We start from the raw sequence: 21088 nt of genomic DNA on the forward strand, positions 1-21088 counted from the left end.
TGGCCTCCCTGGCGTCGTCCCGGGTTGTCCGTGATGCGCTGCGGCAGGCAACGGCAGTGAGACGGACGGGAGGCCCGGTGCCAGCTGGCACCGGGCCTCCCGTCCGCCCTGGGGTCGCGTCTCAGACGCGCACGGCGCGTTCGTCTGGAACGCAGTGGGTCATCATCAGGCCCTCGACGTCGCGGGAGCCGTTGTGACCGAGGTTCGTGAGGCGGGCGAGCTCGTCGTCGCTGAGCGTCTGGGACTGCAGCGGGGGCAGGTCCTTGACCTCGTCGAGGGTGATGCCGAGTCCCTCGCCCACGCGACGACCCAGGTCGTCCTCGACCATGTAGAAGTGCCAGAGCATGCGCTCCTGCACCGGACGGGCCGCCTGCGAGATGAGGTCGACGAAGTTCGCGACCAGGTCGTCGCGCTCCCAGTCCTGCAGGAGCAGGTACCGCTGGCCGGCCTGGGTGTAGTCGTTCGTCCGGGGGATCCGCTTGCGGGTGAGACGCCCGACGATCTCCGGCCCCTGGTCGTCGTGGGTCGGGTACTCCGCCTCGCGCAGGCCGCCGGTGATCGACGGCTCGTAGTTGACGTGCGGGTTCTCGCCGCCGTGGTCCTGGCGGTACGCCATCTGTCCGTCGCGCTGGTTGGTCGCGACGGCGCCGTTCTTCGGGGCGTTCACCGGCAGCTGCAGGTAGTTCGGGCCGACGCGGTAGCGCTGCGTGTCCGAGTACGAGAACGTGCGGCCGACGAGCATCTTGTCGTCGGAGAAGTCCAGGCCGTCGACGAGCACGCCGGTGCCGAAGGACAGCTGCTCGTTCTCGGCGAAGTGGTTCGTGACGTTGCGGTCCAGGACCATCTTGCCGACGGGCTTCGGCGGGAACTCGTTCTCCGGCCACACCTTCGTGTCGTCGAGCGGGTCGAAGTCGAGCTCCGGGTGCTCGTGGTCGTCCATGAGCTGCACACGGAGCTCCCACTCGGGGTACTCACCACGCTCGATCGCCTCGTACAGGTCCTTCGACGCGTGCCCGAGGTCGCCGGCCTGCACGGCGGCGGCGTCGGCCTCGGTCATCGAGGACACGCCCACCGACGGGATCCAGTGGTACTTGACGAGCTTGGTGTCACCGTCCGCGTTCACCCACTTGTAGGTGTTCACGCCGAAGCCCTGCTGGGTGCGGTAGTTCGCGGGGATGCCGCGCGGGCTGAACAGGTTGACGAGCATGTGCATCGACTCGGGGGTCTGCGACATGAAGTCGAAGATGCGCGCCGGCTCCTGCCGGAAGGTCACGGGGTCGGGCTTGAGGGAGTGGATGACGTCGGGGAACTTGATGGCGTCGCGGATGAAGAAGACGCCGAGGTTGTTGCCGACGAGGTCCCAGTTGCCGTCCTCGGTGTAGAACTTCACGGCGAAGCCGCGCGGGTCGCGGGCAGCCTCGGAGGAGTCCCGGCCGCCGATCACGGTGGAGAACCGGATCGCCAGGTCGGTGCGCTTGCCGGGCTCCTGGAACAGCTTCGCGCGGGTGTACTGGGCGATGGGTTCGTCACCCCACGTGCCGGTGGCCTCGAAGTACCCGAACGCGACGGCACCGCGGGCGTGCACGACCCGCTCCGGGATCCGTTCGCGGTCGAAGTGGCTGATCTTCTCGAGGAACTGGTAGTTCTCGAGCGTCGCCGGGCCACGGGACCCGACGGTGCGCTGGTTCTGGTTGTCGGAGACGGGGTGGCCCTGGCGGTTCGTCAGGATGCGGCGGTCGTCGCCCTCGGCGGGCGGTTGGCTGGAGACGTCGGTCATGTCTCGTCCTCTCTGCGGTCGCGGTCGGCTCGGGTTCCCGACCGAGTGTGGACCGGGGCGCGGGCACGCCCTCTCAGCGGCGTCGAGGACGCGGACGAGGACCGGTCGCCGGTGCGGCCGCCGCTGACGACCCGTCAGTACTTCGCCGCTGACGGCCCGTCAGTACGAGGTGCGACCGGTGGCTGCTGCGCCGAGCACCGCGGCCGCACCGTGCGCGAGCAGGGTCCCGTCGGTGACGACGGCGACGCGGTCGAACCCGAGCGCGCGGAGCCGTTCGGCGCGGGCCAAATCACCGGCGAAGGCGCCGGTGTGCTTGCCGGCGCGGCGGGCTGCACCGACGATCGCGGGGAGGGGGTCCGTGGCGCTGTCGGCGTCGAGCAGCTCGCGCAGATCCACGCCGAGCCCGATCGACAGGTCGAAGGGGCCGACGAACACCGCCGAGACGCCCGGGACCGCCAGGATCTGCTCGGCGGCACGGAGGCCCTCGGGTGTCTCGAGCATCACCCACACCTCGGGGTCGGCAGCGGCGGCGGATGGTGCCGCACCGCCCCAGAGTCCTGCCATCGGCCCCCAGCTCCGTCGGCCCCGCGGTGGGTAGTGCGCGGCACGGACGGCGTGCTCGGCCTGCTCGACGGTCTCGATCATCGGGACGATCACGATGTCGGCGCCGAGGTCGAGCGCACGGCCGATCGCGGCGCCCGAGCCCTCGGCGACGCGAATCGCGACGGGGACCTGCGGAGCGACCGCGGCGAGCGCCGGCATCGTCGCCAGGAGGGTGGCGTCGTCGAAGGCGCCGTGCTGGGCGTCGAGACCGAGCCAGGCGAACCCGTTCTGGGCGATCTGGGCGGTGGTGCGGGGTTCGCCGAGCGCGCACCACACGCCGTCGGCGCGGCCGTCTCCGAGTGCTGGCACCGTGGTCCTCCGTCTGGTCTGCCGTCGCGGGCGTCGGCGTTCGGTCGTCCGGCGCGTCAGGCTACCGCCCACGGAGCGCTCGTCGCCCGTTCGCGCGGGCCGGGGGATGGCCTCATGCGCACGCATGGGACATGGACAAGTGCTCACCTTCGGGTGTAGTCCTGTGCGCAGGACGCACTGCACGGGCGGTCACAGGTCGCCAGCACCCACCAGCACCACAGCACCAGTCGGGACCTGCAGGGAGGTCGGACGGACATGCGTGACGAACGTGACGTCGGCCACCGGACTGGCTCGCTTCCGCAGGGCGGCGACGGGATCCGGGTGGCGTTCGGGATCGTCGGCGCGGTGGGCGTGCTCGCCGGACTGGCTGCGATCGTCCTGCCCCACGCGACGCTGTTCGCGGTGTCGTGGGTCTTCGGGATCTACCTGGTCGTGTCGGGAGCGGCGCTGGTCGTCCGGGGACTCCAGGTGCACCCTCGGGTCTGGTGGCGTCAGGTCGGGCTGGTGGTCCTCGGGGCACTGGTGGTCGCCGGCGGTGTCGTCGCGATCGTGTTCCCGCCGATCGGGGCGCGGTGGGTGGCGCTGCTGCTCGGGTTCGCCTGGATCCTCGAGGGCATCGCACTCATCTACGCACCGTGGGTGGGCCGCCGTGCGCTGACCGTGGTGCTCGCCGTGCTCAGTGTGCTGAGCGGCATCCTGGTGATGAACCTGCCGGGCCTCGGCGCGCTGGTGACGGTGGCCGCTGTGGGGAGCGTGCTCATCGTGTTCGGTGTCGTCCAGCTCGTCGTCGCGTTCAGCTGGCCGCGTGCGGACGGGGAGCGGGCCGGCCTGCCGGTCCCCGGCCCCTGATGCTCGCCGTCCGCTGGGAGCAACAGGGACCGAAGTCCTGGGTGGCGCGCGACCACGGGACCAGCCTGGGGCTCGTGCTGCACGTCCGTGAGCGGTTCCTGGCGTTCGACCAGGACGACCGCCCACTCGGGAGCGCAGCGTCCCTGGCGGCGGCCCAGCAGCTCGTCGCCGGTGCCGTCCGCTCGAGTGCCCCGGCCCGGCGGGACACCGTCGCGGTGGTGCTGTCGGTGCTCGCGGCGCTGACCGTCGGGGGAGCGGCCGTCGTGCTCGCCGCCCGCGCCCTGATCTGAACGGTGCCGTGCGGGTCACTCCGAACCCACCGGACGGTGCACCCACTGCCGGAGCGCGGCCGTGACCGCGACGGGGTCCTCCCACGGGGCGAGGTGGCCGACGTCGTCGAGCACGACGACCTCGGGGTGCCCGGGCAGCGCCGTCTGCAGGTCGAAGGCCTGGTGCAGGGGGATCCAAGGGTCCTGCCGCCCCCACCCGATCCGGGTCCGGCACCGCACGGAGCCCAACAGCTCGGCCACGGCCCGGGTGTCGTCGGGGGTCAGCGCGGCGATCTGGAGTGAGAACGCGACCTGCCCCTCGGGGCCGGCCCACGGCCGCGCCAGGGTCTCGAGGTCCGACGGCGAGAAGCCCCGCGACGAGGCACCGTCGATGTACTGCCGCACCAGGGCGGCGTGCAGGTCGCCGGGGAGTCGGTCGAAGACGTCACGGTGCTCCGCCACCAGCCGGAAGAACGGAGACCCCCAGGGGTCGAGCACGACGGCGTCCCAGAGGAACAGGCTCGCGTACTCGGCACCGTGCAGCAGGTGCGCCCGGAGCGCCACGGCGCCGCCCACGTCGTGTGCGACCAGGTGGGGTCGCTCGAGCCCCCACCGGTCGAGGAGCGCGCCGAGACGGATCGCCTGCGCTCGGAGCGTGGCGTCCACGGTCGGCCCGCGGTCCGAGTCGCCGTACCCGGGCATGTCCCAGAGGAAGACCCGGTGGTCCTGCGCGAGCGCCCGGCCGACCTCGGCCCAGACCGCCGACGACCAGGGCGTGCCGTGGCACAGGACGACGTCGCCGCGTGCCGGTCCTGCCGGCTCGAGGACCCTCGTGGCGATGGTGGTGCCGTCGACGACGATCGGGACCGGGGCGGGAAGGTGGACGGGGACGGGGCGGGGCACTCGGCGTGGCAGCATGGTCGCACGCTAGGACCTCAGGTCGACCTGAGGTCAAGAGGAACGGACGGGGCAGTGCGGATCGGTGCAGCAGCTCGGCGGATCGGCGTCGAGGTCCACGTGCTGCGGCACTGGCACGACACGGGGGTCGTCGTCCCCGATCGAGCGCCGTCGGGTCACCGGGAGTACTCCGAGGAACACGTCCGTCGCCTGCAGGTCGTCCGGGCCTGCCAGGGCGTCGGCATGAGCCTGGCGGAGATCCGGCTGGTGCTCCGACGCAGTGAACCCGACCGGTCCGGCGTGATCACCGAGCGTCTCCGTCAGATCCGGGCGCAGCGTGACCAGTTGGCCGATGCCGAGCGGTTCCTCGAGCACGTGATCGACTGCACCCACGACCTGCTGACGCGGTGCCCGTCGTGCTCCGCCTACGCCTCCTCGGGCACGCGGCTCCGGTCGGTGCCCTCCGCACCGGTACCGTTGCGTCCGTGAACGACGACCCCGATGCCGCCATCGCCCAGCACGTCCACGACGCCTGGGACGGTTCCCTGCGCCTGGTGCACATCACGATCTCGGACGAGGACGGTGACGCCTACCCCGGGCAGGACGTCGACCGGTGGGTGATCGACGTCCGCGTCCCGATCACCGACGACGACGAGACCGAGGCGGTCTCCGTCGCCGAGGTCACCGCCTTCACGAGCCGTGCACCGGAGTCGCTCGAGGCCCTGGTGCTCGGCTACCAGGTCTCCGACGTCGCGGGGTCCTTCGCGTCCGCCGTCGCCGCGCAGGACGCGACGGGGGAGACGTTCTTCTCGCTGCAGACCCACGCCGCCGAGATGCTCGGCAAGCCCGACCTGCTCGCCGTCGACCGGCTCACGGTCCGTCCCGCGTACCGGGGGCTGCCCGGACTGGTGCCGGCGATCGTCGACGCCGTCCGCCACGGACCGGCCGGTCGCACCGCATCGTGGGTGCTCACGGACCCGACGGTGTGGGACGTGCCGTTCGGCGAGGACGACCGTTCCGCCGGCGGGTTCGTGCAGTGGGCCGACACCGCGGTGCTCACCTCGATGAACGCCGCGCCGGACGACCTGGAACACCTGTCGCTCGCGCCGCCGGCCGGTGGCATCGTGATGGGGTCCCGGGCGGACGAGGTGCACCTCGGCGACGCGATCGACCACGCGATGACGCAACCCGCGATCGCGGTGCCGTTCGACCTGCCGCCGAAGCTCCCCGCCAGCATCTGGGCCGCCGCCCCCGAGGACGTCCACGGCGTGCACCCGGACGAGACCACCGGGTCGATCACGGTCGAGACGCACGACGAACAGCTCGAGGTCGTCGGTTCGCCCGGCACCGCACCGCAGCTCGTGGGGATCTCGGCCTCGGCCGACGCCGCGACCCAGGAGTGGCTGCGCACCGTGCACCAGCGCTGGTGGCAGTACGAGCCGGACCTGCACGCCCGCATCCACGACGTCGTCGACGAGTACCTGTCCACCGGACACATCGAGTCGGCGTCGGACGAGCTCGCCGGGCACCTGCACGCACCCGACCTGCCGCCGTACCGGACGGAGTGGCCGGGCACCGGCACCGTCCTGCTCGAGGAACTCGGTGAGGACACCGAGCCGATCGTCTTCGACGCCGTGCTCGAGGACGGCACCCGGCACGAGCACATCGGCGTGGTCGTCGTGCACGAGTCCGGACACGTCCGCGCGTTCCTGCACGACGAGTGGGAGCCCGGGTTCCCGGCCGCGGAGGCCGCGGTCGCGCACCTCATCAGCCTGGGTGCCGGCGAGTTCTTCGCGGACGCCCTGCACGACGAGCTGTCAGCGGGTGTCGAGCACGCGATCCTGACGGGAGACGTCCGCGGCCACTGACCGGGCCGCCCTGGGTCGGCTCAGACCGGCCGGTAGATCGCGATCGGCGGGGTGTCGTCGTCGCCCGCGTCGTGGGCGTCGCCCGTCGCGAGCCAGGTGCGGCCCTCGTGCTCGATCGTGGTCGGCAGGTCGCCGTGCACCAGGATCCGGATCGCGGGGGCGTCGCCGTCGACCAGGTCGACGCCGTGGGCCTCGGTCCCGCCGGGATTGTCGTGCACGTAGCTCATGGTCCGATCGAACTCCGTCGACCTGACGGACCGCCCGCGCCGCGCCGGACACGCCCGGAACCTCCACCGGAACCGGTGATGCCGCCCTTCTTCGGGTAGAGTCATCTCCGCACGGCCAGGACGGCGTGTGAATGCGGATGTGGCGCAGTGGTAGCGCATCACCTTGCCAAGGTGAGGGTCGCGAGTTCGAATCTCGTCATCCGCTCAGAACAGGAAGACCGGAACCCCCGTCGCTCGGAAGAGCGGCGGGGGTTCTGTCGTTGCGGAGCGTCGCGGCACCGAAGGCGTGGGGGCCCAGCGGGCGCAGGCTTCGGGTTCCCGCGCCCACCGGGCGCGGAGGCGACCCTGCCCCCACCGGCACGCGCCGGGTGGGTGGCCCGGCGCAGTTCCGAGGATGTATCCGGAGCCGACCCCCGTTCGGGTGGGAACCGGATCCACGGTTGCGGGAACCCGCAAGAAACCCGCACGACCCGCCGCGCAAGCCTTGTGCTACTCGATGCCGTCCGGCATAGAAGCCGACATCGTGCGGGCGCCGGGCATCCCCACCCACCGTCGGGTCCCGGACTCGACGACCGTGACGAGCACCGTGTCGCACCCGCGGCAGCGCGCCACCGACCCCATCGCGGTGCGGTAGACGGTGGTCTGCCCGAGCACCCCGAGCGACCCGCACCCGACGCAGCGCAGGGCGACCACGGTCGGCTCGGGCCCCAGACTGTCGGCCAACGTCCCCGCCAGCGCGTTGCCGTCCACGACGACCATCAGTTGCCCCCGAACCGTTCGGCGCGCACGTCGCTGGTGTCGTGTCCGAGCTCGGTGAGCCAGCGCAGCACCTGCTCGACGAACGGCGTCGACCCGCACACGTAGACCAGGGCGCCCGCGTCCGGCGGGAACACCGCGGCAGCGAGCGTGTCCCGCGTCAGCCGTCCGGCCGGCACGGTCGAGCCTGGAGGCGCGGTGCGGCTGTACACGTGGGTCACCTCGAGCGGCGCCCGGCTCGCGAGCGCCTGGTCGAGTTCCGCACGGAAGAACACGTCGTCCGGAGTGCGGACGGCCGCGAGGAGCCGGAAGGGTGCCGCGTCGTCCGCCTCGGCGTGGGCGGTCACCATCGCGACGAGCGGCACGATGCCGGAGCCGCCGGCGATGAGCTGCACCGGACGGGTGGACTCACCCGGCCGCCAGACGAACCAGCCGCCCAGGGGTCCGTGGACCTCGAGCGCGTCGCCGACCTCGACGGCGTCGACGAGGAACGGCGAGACCTCGCCGCCGTCCACCCGGTCGACCGCGAGCACGACGTCGGTCGCGGGGCCGGCCGACGCGATCGAGTACGAGCGCTGTGCCTGGTAGCCGTCCTCGGCGGTCAGTCGCAGGTCCAGGTGCTGCCCGGGGTCGTTGCCCGGCCAGGTGGGGACGTCGAGGACGATGCGGCGCGCGTTCGTCGTCTCGCGGCCGACGGACGCGACGGTGGCGGCGTGCCAGGCCGGCCGCCTGCGGGTGGCGGGACGAGCGACGGGGGTGATCCGTGCCTCCAGGCCGTTGTCGGGGAGCGTCACCAGTACCGCTCTTCCTTCCACGGGTCGCCGTGCAGGTTGTAGCCCGCGTTCTCCCAGAAGCCGGGCTCGTCGTCGGACTGCATGACGATGCCGCGCACCCACTTGGCGCTCTTCCAGAAGTACAGGTGGGGGACCAGCAGGCGGGCGGGCCCACCGTGCTCGGGCGTCAGGGGCTCGCCGTCGGCCTCGAACGCGATCCAGGACTTGCCGTCGAGCAGCTCGTCGAGCGGCACGTTGGTCGTGTAGCCGCCGTAGCTGTGCACCATGCAGTAGTCGAGTTCGGTCTCGACGTCCTCGAACAGGCGGTCGAGCGGGACACCCCGCCACGGCATGTCGAGCTTGGTCCAGTGCGTGACGCAGTGGATGTCGACGGTGACGTCCTCGACGCCGAGCGCGTGCACCTCGTCCCAGGTCCACTGGTGCAGGCCGGACTCGGTGCGGATCGAGAAGGCCCAGTCGGTCGGCTCGATGTCGGGCGTCGCCCCGGCGGACAGGACGGGCCAGTCGCGGACCAGGGTCTGACCGGGCGGGATGCGGGTGTCGTCGCGGTCGTCGCGGCGACCGCCGAACCCGCGGGTGAACGTGGCCATGGTCCTCCTCGGGGACGTCGGTGCGTTCCCGATCATGCCGTGTGCCGGGCGGTGCCGTGTAACGGGTTGGTAAACGTTCCACCGGTGTACGGAACGGTCGTGCGCGGCGGCGGATCCGCGCGGGCTCGCCGATCGGGTCGGACGCGGTGGTGACCCACGCGTCAGGAGCGGGCTTGGGGGATCGGCCGAGGACCTCTATCGTTCACCGGAACGATTACAGGAGGGGTCACCCCGAATGCAGCCCATCGTCCCCGAACCCCGCAATGCCCACGGTCCGAGCCGTCGGGCGCTCATCACCGGCGCCGCCGGTCTGGCCGGCCTCGGCCTGCTCACGCTCGCCGGATGCAGCTCCGCTGCGACCGCCGGCACCCCCACGATCCCCGAGGCCGCGGCCACCGGCGTCGCCCGTCGCGGCGGACGCCTGCGCATCGCGCGACCCGCCGCGTCCGCCGCCGAGACCCTCGACTCCGCGAGCTCGCTGTCGGCCTACGAGTACCTCGGCGCGCTGTACAACCGGCTCGTCAAGCTCGACCAGCAGGGCACCCCGGTGCCCGACCTGGCCGAGGAGTGGTCCGCGAACGCCGACGGCACCGAGTGGACCTTCGCGCTCCGCCGGGGCGTGACCTTCCACGACGGGTCCCGGTTCACCGCCGACGACGCCATCGCGAGCATCCGGCACATCCTCGACGAGAAGACCGGCAGCCCGCAGGCCGGGGTGCTCGGCGAGGTCATGGACGCCGACTCGATGCGCGCCGTCGACCCGTACACGCTGCGCTTCTCGCTGACCAAGCCCAACGCCGAGTTCCCGTCGCTGCTCACGGCCTACCAGTGCTACATCGTGCCGGCCGACGCCGTCGCCGACATCGGCCGCACCGGGATCGGGACGGGGCCGTTCCGGCTGTCGTCGTTCACCCCCGCCGGTGCCGGCAGCGTCGAGGCGTTCCCGGACCACTTCGCCGGCCGCCCGGCGCTCGACGGCATCGACTTCTACTCGATCCAGGACACCACCGCGCGGGTGAACGCCCTGCTCGCCGGGCAGATCGACCTCATCTCGCAGACCAACCTGGACTTCGCCACCGCCCGGGTGGTGTCGGCGTCCGACCGCGCCACCGTCGCCCGGTCGAAGAACGCCCAGTGGTACACGATCCCGATGCTCGCCACGAGCGACGAGTTCAGCGACCCGCGGGTGCGCCAGGCGATGAAGCTCGCCTACGACCCCCGGAAGATCGTCGACACCGCGCTGCAGGGCACCGGTTCGGCAGGCTGGGACAACCCCGTGCCGCCGCAGCTCGCCGCGTTCGTCGACGACCACCGCGAGTACGACCCGGACAAGGCCCGGGCGCTGCTCAAGCAGGCCGGGCGCGAGGACTTCCGCGCCGCGATCTACACGTCGAGCTACGAGTCGGTGTTCACCCCGATGGCCGTCGCCTACCGCGACGCCGTCGCCGACGCGGGCATCCGTCTGACCGTCCGCAACGCGAGTTCGGACTCGTACTACACGCAGATCTGGATGCAGAAGCCGCTCATGGTGAGCTACTGGTTCACGGGGCGGCCGATCGACCAGCTGCTCAACCAGATCTTCCGCTCGGGGTCGTCGTACAACGAGAGCGCCTGGTCGAACGAGACCTTCGACGGGCTGCTCGACGACGCCCGCGCCGAGATGGACGACGCCAAGCGGCTCACCCTGTACCAGGACGCCCAGCGGCTCGTCGTCGAGGACGGTGCCGACATGACGCCGATGTTCGGCGACCGGCTCGTGGGGTTGTCCCGCGACGTCGTGAACTACTCGGAGTACGGCTTCGAGTTCGACTACCTGCGGATCGGACTGCGCCGATGACGACCACGAACGCACCGTCGGACGTCCTCGTCCCCGTCCTCCGCCGCGTCGGCATCGCCGTGCTGACCGTGGTGCTCGCCTCCCTCTTCGTGTTCCTCGCGGTGCAGGCGCTCCCCGGTGACGTCGCCCAGCAACTGCTCGGGCAGAACGCCACCCCCGACGCCGTGAAGCAACTGCGCGAGACCCTCGGCCTCGACCAGAACGTCTGGCTCCGCTACCTGCAGTGGCTCGGCGGCGCCGTGCACGGCGACTTCGGCACCTCGCTCGTCAGCGGCGAACCGGTCGCCCCGACGCTGTTCACGGCCTTCCGGAACAGCATGCTCATCGCCGTGCCCGCGATGCTCGTCGGCGTCACGGTGTCCCTGACGCTCGGTGTCGTCGCCGGTGTCCGCCGCGGCCGTCCGAGCGACAAGGTGATCTCGATCGTCAGCCTGGTCGTGATGAGCGTGCCGGAGTTCATGGTCGCCACCGTCCTGGTGCTGCTGTTCGCGATCGGCCTGCCGGTCTTTCCCGCCGTCGTGCTGCGGGGGAGCGACGCCACCGTCGCCGAGCTGCTGCCCACCATCTGGCTGCCGATCATCGTGCTGACGCTCGCGATGGCCGCCTACATCGTGCGGACGGCCCGCTCGTCGACCATCGACGTGATGGCGTCGGAGTTCGTCACGACGGCCGAGCTCAAGGGCCTGACGATGCGCCGGGTGGTCTGGAAGCACGCGGTCCCGAGCGCCCTGCTGCCGACGCTCAACGTCGTCGCGCTCAACGTCGCGTGGCTGCTCGGCGGTGTCGTGGTGGTCGAGAACGTCTTCAACTACCCGGGGATGGGCAAGCTCATGCTCGAGTCGGTGTTCAACCGCGACCTGCCCACCATCGAGGCGATCGCCCTGCTGAGCGCCCTGATCTACGTCGTGTGCAACCTGGCCGCCGACCTCGTCGCGCTCGCACTCGACCCGAAGCTGCGGACCCGCCAGCGACGACCGCGCACGCGTACCCGCAGCGCCCGCAGCACCAGGAAGGCCGCCGCATGACCGCCACCGCACCCCGCCGCCGCCGCGTCGGACGCGACGTGCTCGCCGGCGCGCTCGCACCCCTGCGCGGGTCGACGGCGCTGAGCATCGGCCTCGGCCTCATCGCCCTGCACGTCGTCCTCGCCCTGCTCGCGCCGGTCATCGCCGGGCACGATCCGGTCGCCACGAACGCCGGCGACGTGCTCGCCGGTCCGACGTGGACGCACTGGCTCGGCACCGACCAGTACGGGCGTGACGTCCTCTCCCGCACCCTGAACGGCGGCCGGTACGCGCTGTCCGTGACCTTCCTCGCCACCACGATCGCCGTCGCGGTCGGCACCGTGCTCGGCTGCGTCACGGCCTACGCCGACAACTGGTTCGACGAGGTCGTCATGCGCGTCGTCGACGCCCTGCTCAGCGTGCCGTCGATCCTCGCGCTCCTGGTCGTCGTGACGGTCTTCGACGCCGGCCTCTGGGTCATCGTCCTCGCCGTCACGGTCGTCTACGCCCCCGCGGTGACCCGGGTCGTCCGCGGCGCCGCCCGCACCGTGATCACCCAGGACTACGTCACCGCTGCCCGCGCCCGGGGCGAGCGGCCGCTGTCGATCGTGTTCCGCGAGATCCTGCCGAACGTGCTCGACGTCGTGCTCGTCGAGTACGCGATGCGGGCCTCGTGGATCGTGCTGCTCGTCGCGTCGCTGTCCTTCCTGGGCTTCGGCGCGAACCCGCCGACCCCGGACTGGGGCCTGATGGTGCAGGAGAACCGCACCGCGCTCACCGTGGTGCCGCTCGGCACGCTCGCCCCGATCGTGGCCCTCGCCACGCTGGTGATCGGACTGAACCTCGCGGCCGACGGCCTGAGCAAGTCGCTCGGCGTCGACCGTGCCAAGCAGGGAGTCAGCGCATGACCCGCACCGACACCGGCACGACGTCCGCCGCGACGGCGACCGTGCCGGACGCGATCGTTCGCGTGGACGACCTCTCCATCTCGTACGCCGCCGGCAAACGGCGCGTCCCCGTCGTCCGGGGTGTCTCGTTCACGATCGAGGCCGGTCGCACCCTCGGCCTGGTCGGCGAGTCCGGCAGCGGCAAGTCCACCGTCGCGCGGACGCTCCTCGCACACCTGCGCGCCGGGTCGGCGATCGACGGCGGGACGGTCCGCGTCGACGGCGCCGACGTGTTCGCCCTGTCGCCGGCCGGTCGCCGGGCGCTCCGCGGCGGCACCGCCTCGGTCGTCGCCCAGAACGCCGGACAGGCACTCACCCCGTCGATGCGCGTCGGCGAGCAGATCCGCGAGGCCCTCCGCGCCCACGGCGAGCCCGACGGCCCCGAACGCGTCGCCGAGCTGGTGCGGCTGGTCCGGCTGCCGGACCCCGACGCGATCGTCCGCCGGTACCCGCACCAGTTGTCCGGCGGGCAGCAGCAGCGCATCGCGATCGCGATGGCCGTCGCCGCCCGGCCGCGCGTGCTCGTCCTCGACGAACCGACCACCGCCCTCGACGTCGTCACCCAGGCCGCGGTCCTCGACCTGGTCGCCGACCTCGGTCGGCAGCTCGGCATGGCCGTCCTGCTCGTGAGCCACGACCTCGGGGTGGTGTCCGCCATGGCGGACGAGATCGCCGTGATGCGCGACGGCGAGGTCGTCGAGCACGCCGCCACGGCGGCGCTCTTCGCCGCGCCGCAGCACGAGTACACGCGCGCCCTGCTGGCCGCGGTGCCGGACGGGCGGCGGCCTGGGCCCACGTCGCCGGTTCCGGACCGACGCGCCAGCGGCGAGACGGCCGTGCCGATGGGGAGAGGCGCGGATCGCGACGCCCTGGACGCGACCGTCCCCGGGACGGTCGGCTCCACGGCCACCCGCACCGCGCCTCCCGAGGGCGCCGCCCGCCCCGTGGTGACCGCTGGCGACCTGGTGATCCGCTACGGCCGCGGCCTGCCGGCCGCCGTCGACGGCGTCTCGTTCACGATCGCCGCGCACGAGACGCTCGCCGTCGTCGGCGAGTCCGGCAGCGGCAAGTCGACGCTCGCGACGGCGCTGGCCGGCCTGGTACCGGCCGAGTCGGGGACGTTCACGTACGACGACGGCACGACCCGCGGCGACCTGCGCGAGCCGATCGCCGGCCGCGCGCCCGCCCTGCGGCGTGCCGTGCAGCTCGTGTTCCAGAACGCGGACACGTCGCTCAACCCGCGGCGCACCGTGGGCGCAGCCGTCGCGCGGCCGCTCCGGCTGTTCAGCGGCTCGTCCTCGCGCGAGCGCGTCGGGGCGCTGCTCAGCCAGGTCGGGCTCGGGCCGGAGTTCGCCGACCGGCTGCCCGCGCAGCTGTCCGGTGGGCAGCGGCAGCGCGTCGGGATCGCGCGCGCACTCGCGGCCGAGCCGTCGCTCGTGATCGCCGACGAGATCACCACAGCGCTCGACGTGCAGGTGCAGGCGGGGATCCTCGCGCTGCTGGCCGACCTGCAGCGCGAGCGGGGCCTCGCCTGCCTGTTCATCAGCCACGACCTCGCCGTGGTGCGGGGTGTGGCGGACCGGGTCGCGGTGATGACCGGCGGCCGGATCGTCGAGATCGGACCGACCGAGCGGGTGTTCACCGGCCCGAACCACCCGTACACGTCGACGTTGCTCGCGGCGACGCTCGAACCCGGCAGCACGACCCTGCCCGACGTCGGTGACGGGGTGCCGCGCTGGCGGCACGCCGACGGCTGGACCGACCACGGCGACGGACACCGCACCCGCAACTGGGAGGACGCATGACCACCGACGACGGCACCGCCCACGGCACCGCCGCCACCACCTTCACCGCCATCGGCGACCCTGGCTCGCTGCCCGCGGGCGTGACGGTCCGCGACGAGTGGATCCCGATGCCCGACGGTGTCCGGCTGCACGCCCGGATCTGGGCGCCGTCGCAGCCGCCGACGCAATCGGGTGCGCCCAGCGACCCGACGCCGGTGCTGCTCGAGTACCTGCCGTACCGGCTCGACGACTGGACCGGACCGCGCGACTCGGAGCGGCACCCCTGGTACGCCCAGCACGGGTACGCCTCGGTGCGGGTCGACATCCGCGGCACCGGGTCGTCCGACGGGTTCTTCGACGACGAGTACAGCGAGCAGGAGCTGCTCGACGGCGAAGCCGTGATCGCCTGGCTCGCCGAGCAGCCGTGGTCGACCGGTGCCGTCGGCATGTTCGGCATCTCGTGGGGCGGCTTCAACGCGCTGCAGCTCGCAGCCCGGGCACCCGCCGCCCTCAAGGCCATCGTGACGGTCTGCTCGACGGATGACCGGTACGACAACGACGTGCACTACGTCGGCGGCGCCGTGCTCGGCATCGACATGGCGGCCTGGGGCGCGACGATGTTCGCCTTCAACTCGCGGCCGCCACGGCCCGAGGTCGTCGGTGCCGGGTGGATCGACCGGTGGCGGGAACGTCTCGAGGCGAACCGCCCGATGACGCCGGTGTGGCTCGCGCACCAGGAGCGCGACGACTACTGGCGGCACGGCAGCGCGGCCGAGGACTACGACGGCATCCGCGCCGCGGTGCTCGCGGTCGGCGGGTGGGCGGACCCCTACCGGGACGCCGTGCTCCGGCTCGTCGACAACGTCAGCGCCCCCGTGAAGGGCATCGTCGGCCCGTGGTCGCACCAGTACCCGGACCGTGGGCTCGCGCCGGGGCCGTCGATCGGGTTCCTGCAGGAGACCCTGCGGTGGTGGGACCGCTGGCTGCGCGGGGTCGACACCGGCGTCGAGGACGACCCCGCACTGCGGGCCTGGATCAACGAGGGCGAAGCCCCCGCGCCCTACTACGCCGGCCGCCGCGGTCGCTGGATCGGTGCCGAGGCGTGGCCCTCCGCCGCGACCCACGAGCGTGTCCTGCCCCTCGCCGCCCTGCGCGGCGGTGACCTCGGGCCGGTCGTCGTGCGGTCGCCGCAGCACACCGGGGTGGACGCCGGTCGGTTCTTCCCGTTCGGCAACGCCACCGACCTGCCGACGGACCAGCGCGCCGAGGACGGCCGGTCGGTCACCTTCGACCTGCCCGTCGGCAAGGCGTTCGACCTGCTCGGCAACGTGCTCGTGCGGCTGTCCGTCACGAGCGACCAGCCCCGGGCCACCCTGACCGTGCGGCTCTGCGACGTTGCACCGGACGGCTCGTCGACGCTCGTCACGCGCGGGGTGCTGAACGCCGCGAAGCGCGACGGCATGGACCGCGACGACGTCCTCGTGCCCGGGACGCCCGCCGACCTGCCCGTGCGCCTGGTCTCGACCGGACACCGGTTCGCCGCCGGACACCGGCTGCGCATCGCGGTCTCGTCGTCGTACTGGCCGTGGGTGTGGCCGCACGGCGTCGAGGCCACCGTGACGATCGACCCGACCGCCTCGAGCGTCACCCTGCCCACCTGGACCCGGTCGACCGACGACGGGGTGGTCTTCGCCGAGCCCGAACGGTCCGAGCCCCTCGTGATCGAGCGCGTCGCGCCGGCCGATCCGCTGCCGCAGCGCACGGTCACACACGACGTCGAGACGGGGGAGTGGACGCTCGACGTCGACCCCGGGTACGGCGGCGGACGCGTCTACCCGGACGGCCTCGTCTTCACCGAGGACGCCCGCGAGACGTACCGGATCCGCTCCGACGACCCGACCAGCGCACGGGCGAGTTCCCGCTGGGCGATCGGGCTGACGAAGCCGGAGTGGGCCGCGCGCCTCGAGACGACGTCCGAGGTCACCGCCGACGCCGACACCTTCCACGTCGTCAACACCGTGCGCGCCTGGGCCCGCGACGGCGGACCCGACGAACCCGAGGTGCTCGTCACCGAGCGGACCTTCGTCGACGACGTCCCACGGACCTCGGCGTGACCGCGGCGGCACGCGTCCGGCAGCGGCCGGAGGTCCGGCGCGCGATGATCGTCGAGGCCGCCCGCGCGGTGATCGTCCGGAACGGCGTCGGCGCCACCGGACTGCGTGACATCGCGGCCGAGGCCGGCGTCTCCGTCGGCACCGTGACGTACCACTTCGGCAGTGTCGCGGAGATCCTCAACGAGGTCGTGGTGCTCGAGACGGAGCGCTTCTACGGCGCCATCGTCGCGGCCGTCGACGCCGAACCCGACGTGCTCGTGGGGTTGCGGATGCTCGTCGCGCCGCTGTTCGGCGACACCGAGCAGGTCCGGCAGCACTGGCGGATCTGGTCCGACTACTGGACCGCGGTGGTCCGGCGGCCCGAGGTCGCCGCCGAGTACGCCGAACGCATCCGCGTCTGGGAGGCCTGCCTGGTGCGGGTCATCCGGCGCGGGGTGGACGCCGGGGTGTTCGGTGGCACACGCCAGGGCAGCGACGGCGGCGACCCCGTCGACGCCGACACCGTCGCGCTGCAGCTCGCCGCGTACAGCGACGGCGTCGCGACCCAGATCGCCCAGGGCGTGCCCGGCCTGACGAACACGGTCGCCCTGTCCTGGATGTGGCGGTTCCTGTCGAACGAACTCGGTGTGCCCGCTGTGGACATCGCCGGAACCGGTCGTTCCCCCTTGTGATGAGGTAAGGCTTCCCTTACCGTTGCCACATGGCACGGACCCGGCGACAGCCCAGCGAACGCATCCTCATCGCGGGCGGTGCCGAGGACCTCGTCGAGATCCACCGCCAGCTCGAGGAACTCCCCGAGAACGCGTACGGGCAGGTGTTCGTCGAGGTCGCCCTCGACGAGCAGATCCGCATCCTGCCGGCCCCGCCGCGCGTCACCGTGACCTGGCTGGTCCGGAGCGCCCGCAGCTCGGCTGTCGCTCCGCTGGTCTTCGCGGACCACGGCGAAGCGCTGGCACACGCCCTGACCGGGTGGGCCGCCGAGTGGTGCGTGACGGGCTGCGAGCCCCGCACCTCGGTGTGGATCGGGTGCGCGGACAGCCCGTGGATCGAGCGCGCTCGGTCCATGGTGCAGCTCGAGCTCACCGACGCCGGCCAGCAGGTCCAGGTCGAGTACGGCGGGTAAGGGCAGCCTGCTCTTCCTTGCAATGTGCAAAAGACGGGGGCATGGTTGTGCCATGACCACGCAGAGCAGCACCACCACCCCGAGCACCACGTCCCCGTTCTCGACCACGCCGGAGCTCGCAGCCGGGGTCGCCCAGTTCCTCGCCCCCGTCGTCATCGACCTCGAGGCGCTCGTCGTCAACGGCAAGCAGGCCCACTGGCACGTCCGTGGCCGCAACTTCGTCGGTGTGCACGAGCTCCTCGACGAGATCGTCGAGCACGCGCAGGACTACGCGGACAAGGCTGCGGAGCGCATCGTCGCCCTCGGCCTGCCGGTCGACTCGCGCATCGCGACCGTCGCCGCGAACACCACCCTGCCGCCGCTGTCGCAGGGCTTCCAGAACTCCGACGTCACCATCACCGAGGTGATCGCACAGATCGACGCCGCCCTGCTGCAGGTCCGCCGTGCGGTCGACGGCCTCGACGAGGTCGACCTCAACAGCCAGGACGTCGCGATCGAGATCGAGCGCGCGCTGACCAAGGACCGCTGGTTCCTGCAGGCGCACCTCGCCGCCTGAGTCGCGACCACACCTCTGACGGGAGGCCCGGTGCCAGCTGGCACCGGGCCTCCCGTCCGTCTCGGGTCGCGCTCCGGGCCCGCACCTCACGCGGACGGCGTGATCAGCCCGCTCTCGTACGCCAGCACGACGGCGTGCACCCGGTCCCGCAGCTGCAGCTTCGCCAGGACCCGGCCGACGTGGGTCTTCACGGTCTGCTCGGCGATGAACAGCTCCGCCGCGATCTCGCCGTTCGACCGCCCCCGCGCCATCAGCAGGAACACGTCCCGCTCCCGGTCGGTCAGCACGTCGAGCACCTCGGTCCGCGGGGCCGCCGGCTGCGGACCGGCGACGAAGGCCTCGACGAGGTGCCGGGTCACCCTCGGGGCGAGCAGGGAGTCGCCGGCCGCGACGGTCCGCACGGCCTGCACGAGCTCCTCGGCGCTCGCGTCCTTGAGCAGGAACCCGCTCGCCCCGGCACGGAGCGCGTCGAACACGTAGTCGTCGATGTCGAACGTCGTGAGCATCACCACGCGGACGGGCGACTCCGCGGGCGCCGCGGTGATCCGCCGGGTCGCCTCGATCCCGTCGAGCTCCGGCATCCGGACGTCCATCAGGATCACGTCCGGCCGGAGCCGGATCGCCATGACGACCGCCTCGGCACCGTTCGCGGCCTCGCCGACGACCTCGACGTCGTCCTGGGCCTGGAGGATCGCCCGCAGTCCGACACGGAACATCTGCTGGTCGTCGACCACCATCACCCGCGTCATCGCGTTCCCCCGTCGGCCGTCGGCTGCGACGTGGTCGCGGTGGGCCGGGTGGGCAGACTGACGGCGACGCGGAAGCCGCCGTCCGGGTCCGGTCCGTGGTCGATGGTGCCGCGGAGCGCGGCGACCCGCTCGCGCATGCCCGCCAGACCGAAGCCGCCGTCGTCCGGCGGCGCACCGGGCACGCTGCCGACCGGTGGCGCGGTGTTGGCGACCTCGACCGTGAGGGCCGACACGTGCCTCCCGACCGTCACCACGGTGGTCGCACCGGGCGCGTGCCGGGCGACGTTGCCGAGTGCCTCCTGCACGACCCGGTACACGGTGAGCTGTGCGAGCCGGTCGACGTCGTCGCGGTCCGGGTCGAGCCCCTCGTCGAGTCGGAGTTCGACGGGGATGCCGGCCGCGCGGGTGGCCTGCACCAGTGCGGGCAGGTCGGCGAGCCGCGGCTGCGGCGCACGCTCGGCGTCGGCGTCGCCACGCAGGGTGCCGAGCAGCTGCCGCATCTCCCGCAGGGCCGTGCGCGAGGTCTCGGCGATCGCGGCGAACTCGGTGCGGGCGTCCGGTGGCAGGTCCGCGACCCGGTACGGGGCGGACTCGGCCTGCATGTGCACGACGGACATGCTGTGGGCGACGACGTCGTGGAGCTCACGGGCGATCCGGGAGCGCTCCTCGACCGTCCGGCGTCGGGCCTGCTCGAGCTCGGTGTCGCGGCGGGCGGCGGCGAGCTCCTCGCGCACGGTCCGGCGCTGCCCGATCACGACCGCAGCGGCGGCCACGACGAGGGTGTCGCCGGCGCTCACCACGAAGCTCGTCGCCCAGACGTCGACCTGCCCCCACCGGTCGGGCGTCACGCCGATGAGCAGCAGGGTGAGCAGGGTCGCCGCGACCCAGACCACCGCGGTGAGCCGCCAGGTGGTGCGGACACCCAGCACGACGAGCAGCACGCTCAGGCCGACGATGCTCGTGACCGAGACCGGCCAGGGCCCGATGGTGCCGGGTGCCGTCAGGACCCCGAGGCCGGCGAGGGCGACGAGGTGCGCGCCCGACGCCGTGCGGGGGAAGAGCGGTGCGAGGCCGATGCTCGCCGAAAGGACGGCGGTCACGAGCAACGCGAGCGGCACGGGGACGCCGTAGAACACGGCGGTCACGGGCGCGGCGACGGCGAACAGGGACACCGCGACGACGACGAAGCCGATCTGCACGGCAGGCCGGACCCAGGTGGGTCGGGGCTTCGGGACGACGGTCACGGGCGGGCGGTCTCTCCGGTTCGGGCGAGGCAGGGTTCGGGGGCGATGGCGGTGGCTGTGGCGGGTGTGGCTGTGGTGGCTGCGGCTGCGGCGCGGGCGTCACGGGCTTCGCGCCTGCGGCTGATGGTACCGAGCACCCGGTCGACCGCGATCCCGAGCCCGGCGGCGACCACCATCGACACCAGGGCCGCGACGATCGGTTCGTGCAGCACGCTCGACGCGGCCAGGGCGATGCCGATCGACACCGCCGACCACGCCAGCCCCGCGATCGCGCTGATCGCCAGGAACCGGCGGTAGGGCAGCCGTGTTGCTCCGGCGGTCATGTTGACCGCGACCCGGCCGACGGGGATGAAGCGCCCGGTCAGGATGAGGCTGGCGGAGCGGCGCTGCATCTGCCGCTCGGCGAACGCGAAGGCCGCCGCGATCCGTGGTCGCTTCGACCGGGCCAGCCGGGCGAACCCGATCCGGCGTCCGATCCAGTACGCGATCGAGTCGCCGGCGATCGCTCCGAGGGCGGCGGCGACGAGCACCACGGCGAGGACGGGCTGTCCGGACGTCGCGGCGATCGCGGCGATCGCGACCAGGGCGGACTCGCTCGGCACCGGCGGGAAGAAGCCGTCCACCAGGCACAGGGCGAAGAGGACGACGTAGACGAGCGGACTCGCGGCCAGCTCGACGACGAGCGGGGTGATCTGGTCGAACACGGGGTGCTCCCTCCCGCCGACGGAACTCGTCGACGAGGACGACGCTACGGAGCCGGCGCGCGCCGGCCATCCCGCGGTGGTCTCGAC

The 21088-nt window shown here is 72.5% G+C and carries 22 protein-coding genes and 1 tRNA gene; 13 read left to right on the plus strand and 10 right to left on the minus strand.

What is annotated here, in order from left to right; genetic code table 11:
- Positions 1–121: 121 nt before the first annotated feature.
- Both DEJ11_RS08925 and DEJ11_RS08930 read right to left on the minus strand, forming a co-directional pair.
- Positions 122–1777: a catalase gene (locus tag DEJ11_RS08925; RefSeq protein ID WP_111103726.1), complete on the minus strand. Its 1656-nt coding sequence runs from the start codon at positions 1775–1777 to the stop codon at positions 122–124.
- A gap of 159 nt (positions 1778–1936) precedes the next feature.
- Positions 1937–2689: an HpcH/HpaI aldolase family protein gene (locus tag DEJ11_RS08930; RefSeq protein WP_181440841.1), complete on the minus strand. Its 753-nt coding sequence runs from the start codon at positions 2687–2689 to the stop codon at positions 1937–1939.
- A gap of 255 nt (positions 2690–2944) precedes the next feature.
- Here DEJ11_RS08930 and DEJ11_RS08935 point away from each other — a divergent pair, with 255 nt between their 5' ends.
- Together DEJ11_RS08935 and DEJ11_RS08940 are read left to right on the plus strand one after the other, a co-directional pair.
- Positions 2945–3538 (plus strand): HdeD family acid-resistance protein, encoded by a 594-nt coding sequence (locus tag DEJ11_RS08935; RefSeq protein WP_111103722.1) that lies wholly within the window; start codon positions 2945–2947, stop codon positions 3536–3538.
- Complete coding sequence (locus DEJ11_RS08940; protein WP_071244650.1) at positions 3538–3828, plus strand: hypothetical protein; 291 nt, start codon at positions 3538–3540, stop codon at positions 3826–3828. Before DEJ11_RS08935 ends, DEJ11_RS08940 begins: the two co-directional genes overlap by 1 nt.
- Positions 3829–3843: 15 nt before the next feature.
- On the opposite strand, the gene DEJ11_RS08945 is transcribed toward DEJ11_RS08940, so the two are convergent.
- Complete coding sequence (locus DEJ11_RS08945) at positions 3844–4725, minus strand: alpha/beta fold hydrolase (protein WP_111103720.1); 882 nt, start codon at positions 4723–4725, stop codon at positions 3844–3846.
- A 54-nt stretch (positions 4726–4779) separates the two neighbouring features.
- On the opposite strand from DEJ11_RS08945, the gene DEJ11_RS08950 reads away from it, so the two are divergent.
- The gene (locus tag DEJ11_RS08950) at positions 4780–5193 is read left to right on the plus strand and encodes a helix-turn-helix domain-containing protein (RefSeq protein WP_111103718.1); all 414 of its coding nucleotides are present in this window, start codon (positions 4780–4782) and stop codon (positions 5191–5193) included.
- Positions 5190–6572, plus strand: a complete 1383-nt coding sequence (locus DEJ11_RS08955; protein WP_111103716.1) for a hypothetical protein — start codon at positions 5190–5192, stop codon at positions 6570–6572. The genes DEJ11_RS08950 and DEJ11_RS08955 overlap by 4 nt, the downstream gene beginning before the upstream one ends.
- 20 nt (positions 6573–6592) lie before the next feature.
- Here DEJ11_RS08955 and DEJ11_RS08960 read toward each other — a convergent pair whose 3' ends face one another.
- Complete coding sequence (locus tag DEJ11_RS08960; protein WP_027465565.1) at positions 6593–6799, minus strand: hypothetical protein; 207 nt, start codon at positions 6797–6799, stop codon at positions 6593–6595.
- 133 nt (positions 6800–6932) lie between these two features.
- On the opposite strand from DEJ11_RS08960, the gene DEJ11_RS08965 reads away from it, so the two are divergent.
- Positions 6933–7004 (plus strand) — tRNA-Gly (locus DEJ11_RS08965).
- Between the two features lie 284 nt (positions 7005–7288).
- On the opposite strand, the gene DEJ11_RS08970 is transcribed toward DEJ11_RS08965, so the two are convergent.
- From DEJ11_RS08970 to DEJ11_RS08980, 3 genes are read right to left on the minus strand one after another with little or no spacing between them, the layout of a single operon-like run.
- Complete coding sequence (locus tag DEJ11_RS08970; protein WP_111103714.1) at positions 7289–7558, minus strand: DUF6510 family protein; 270 nt, start codon at positions 7556–7558, stop codon at positions 7289–7291.
- Positions 7558–8349 (minus strand): ferredoxin reductase, encoded by a 792-nt coding sequence (locus DEJ11_RS08975; RefSeq protein WP_111103712.1) that lies wholly within the window; start codon positions 8347–8349, stop codon positions 7558–7560. The genes DEJ11_RS08970 and DEJ11_RS08975 overlap by 1 nt, the downstream gene beginning before the upstream one ends.
- Positions 8346–8939, minus strand: a complete 594-nt coding sequence (locus DEJ11_RS08980) for a molybdopterin-dependent oxidoreductase (protein ID WP_111022879.1) — start codon at positions 8937–8939, stop codon at positions 8346–8348. Before DEJ11_RS08980 ends, DEJ11_RS08975 begins: the two co-directional genes overlap by 4 nt.
- A 235-nt stretch (positions 8940–9174) precedes the next feature.
- Here DEJ11_RS08980 and DEJ11_RS08985 point away from each other — a divergent pair, with 235 nt between their 5' ends.
- Genes DEJ11_RS08985 through DEJ11_RS09020 form a run of 8 tightly spaced genes read left to right on the plus strand, consistent with a single transcriptional unit; the run spans position 9175 to position 18304 of the window.
- Positions 9175–10776, plus strand: a complete 1602-nt coding sequence (locus DEJ11_RS08985; RefSeq protein ID WP_111103710.1) for an ABC transporter substrate-binding protein — start codon at positions 9175–9177, stop codon at positions 10774–10776.
- Positions 10773–11801: an ABC transporter permease gene (locus DEJ11_RS08990; RefSeq protein WP_111054198.1), complete on the plus strand. Its 1029-nt coding sequence runs from the start codon at positions 10773–10775 to the stop codon at positions 11799–11801. The genes DEJ11_RS08985 and DEJ11_RS08990 overlap by 4 nt, the downstream gene beginning before the upstream one ends.
- Entirely contained in the window at positions 11798–12688 is an 891-nt protein-coding gene (locus DEJ11_RS08995; protein WP_111054199.1) for an ABC transporter permease, read from the plus strand. Before DEJ11_RS08990 ends, DEJ11_RS08995 begins: the two co-directional genes overlap by 4 nt.
- Entirely contained in the window at positions 12685–14532 is a 1848-nt protein-coding gene (locus tag DEJ11_RS09000; RefSeq protein WP_111103708.1) for a dipeptide ABC transporter ATP-binding protein, read from the plus strand. The genes DEJ11_RS08995 and DEJ11_RS09000 overlap by 4 nt, the downstream gene beginning before the upstream one ends.
- A complete protein-coding gene (locus tag DEJ11_RS09005) occupies positions 14529–16625 on the plus strand; it encodes a CocE/NonD family hydrolase (protein ID WP_111103706.1) in 2097 nt (698 codons plus the stop codon). Before DEJ11_RS09000 ends, DEJ11_RS09005 begins: the two co-directional genes overlap by 4 nt.
- The gene (locus DEJ11_RS09010) at positions 16622–17296 is read left to right on the plus strand and encodes a TetR/AcrR family transcriptional regulator (protein WP_111103704.1); all 675 of its coding nucleotides are present in this window, start codon (positions 16622–16624) and stop codon (positions 17294–17296) included. Before DEJ11_RS09005 ends, DEJ11_RS09010 begins: the two co-directional genes overlap by 4 nt.
- Before the next feature lie 29 nt (positions 17297–17325).
- The gene (locus tag DEJ11_RS09015; protein ID WP_071244660.1) at positions 17326–17748 is read left to right on the plus strand and encodes an SIP domain-containing protein; all 423 of its coding nucleotides are present in this window, start codon (positions 17326–17328) and stop codon (positions 17746–17748) included.
- 52 nt (positions 17749–17800) lie between these two features.
- A complete protein-coding gene (locus tag DEJ11_RS09020; RefSeq protein WP_071244661.1) occupies positions 17801–18304 on the plus strand; it encodes a Dps family protein in 504 nt (167 codons plus the stop codon).
- A gap of 86 nt (positions 18305–18390) precedes the next feature.
- On the opposite strand, the gene DEJ11_RS09025 is transcribed toward DEJ11_RS09020, so the two are convergent.
- The 3 genes from DEJ11_RS09025 to DEJ11_RS09035 are packed head-to-tail and all read right to left on the minus strand — an operon-like array spanning position 18391 to position 21001.
- On the minus strand, positions 18391–19053 hold the full coding sequence (locus DEJ11_RS09025; protein ID WP_111103703.1) for a response regulator: 663 nt from the start codon (positions 19051–19053) through the stop codon (positions 18391–18393).
- Positions 19050–20297 (minus strand): sensor histidine kinase, encoded by a 1248-nt coding sequence (locus tag DEJ11_RS09030; RefSeq protein ID WP_111103701.1) that lies wholly within the window; start codon positions 20295–20297, stop codon positions 19050–19052. Before DEJ11_RS09030 ends, DEJ11_RS09025 begins: the two co-directional genes overlap by 4 nt.
- Positions 20294–21001: a DedA family protein gene (locus DEJ11_RS09035; protein ID WP_111103794.1), complete on the minus strand. Its 708-nt coding sequence runs from the start codon at positions 20999–21001 to the stop codon at positions 20294–20296. The genes DEJ11_RS09030 and DEJ11_RS09035 overlap by 4 nt, the downstream gene beginning before the upstream one ends.
- Between the last annotated feature and the right edge of the window lie 87 nt (positions 21002–21088).

It is taken from the genome of Curtobacterium sp. MCLR17_058 (assembly GCF_003234705.2).
Lineage (GTDB): Bacteria > Actinomycetota > Actinomycetes > Actinomycetales > Microbacteriaceae > Curtobacterium > Curtobacterium flaccumfaciens.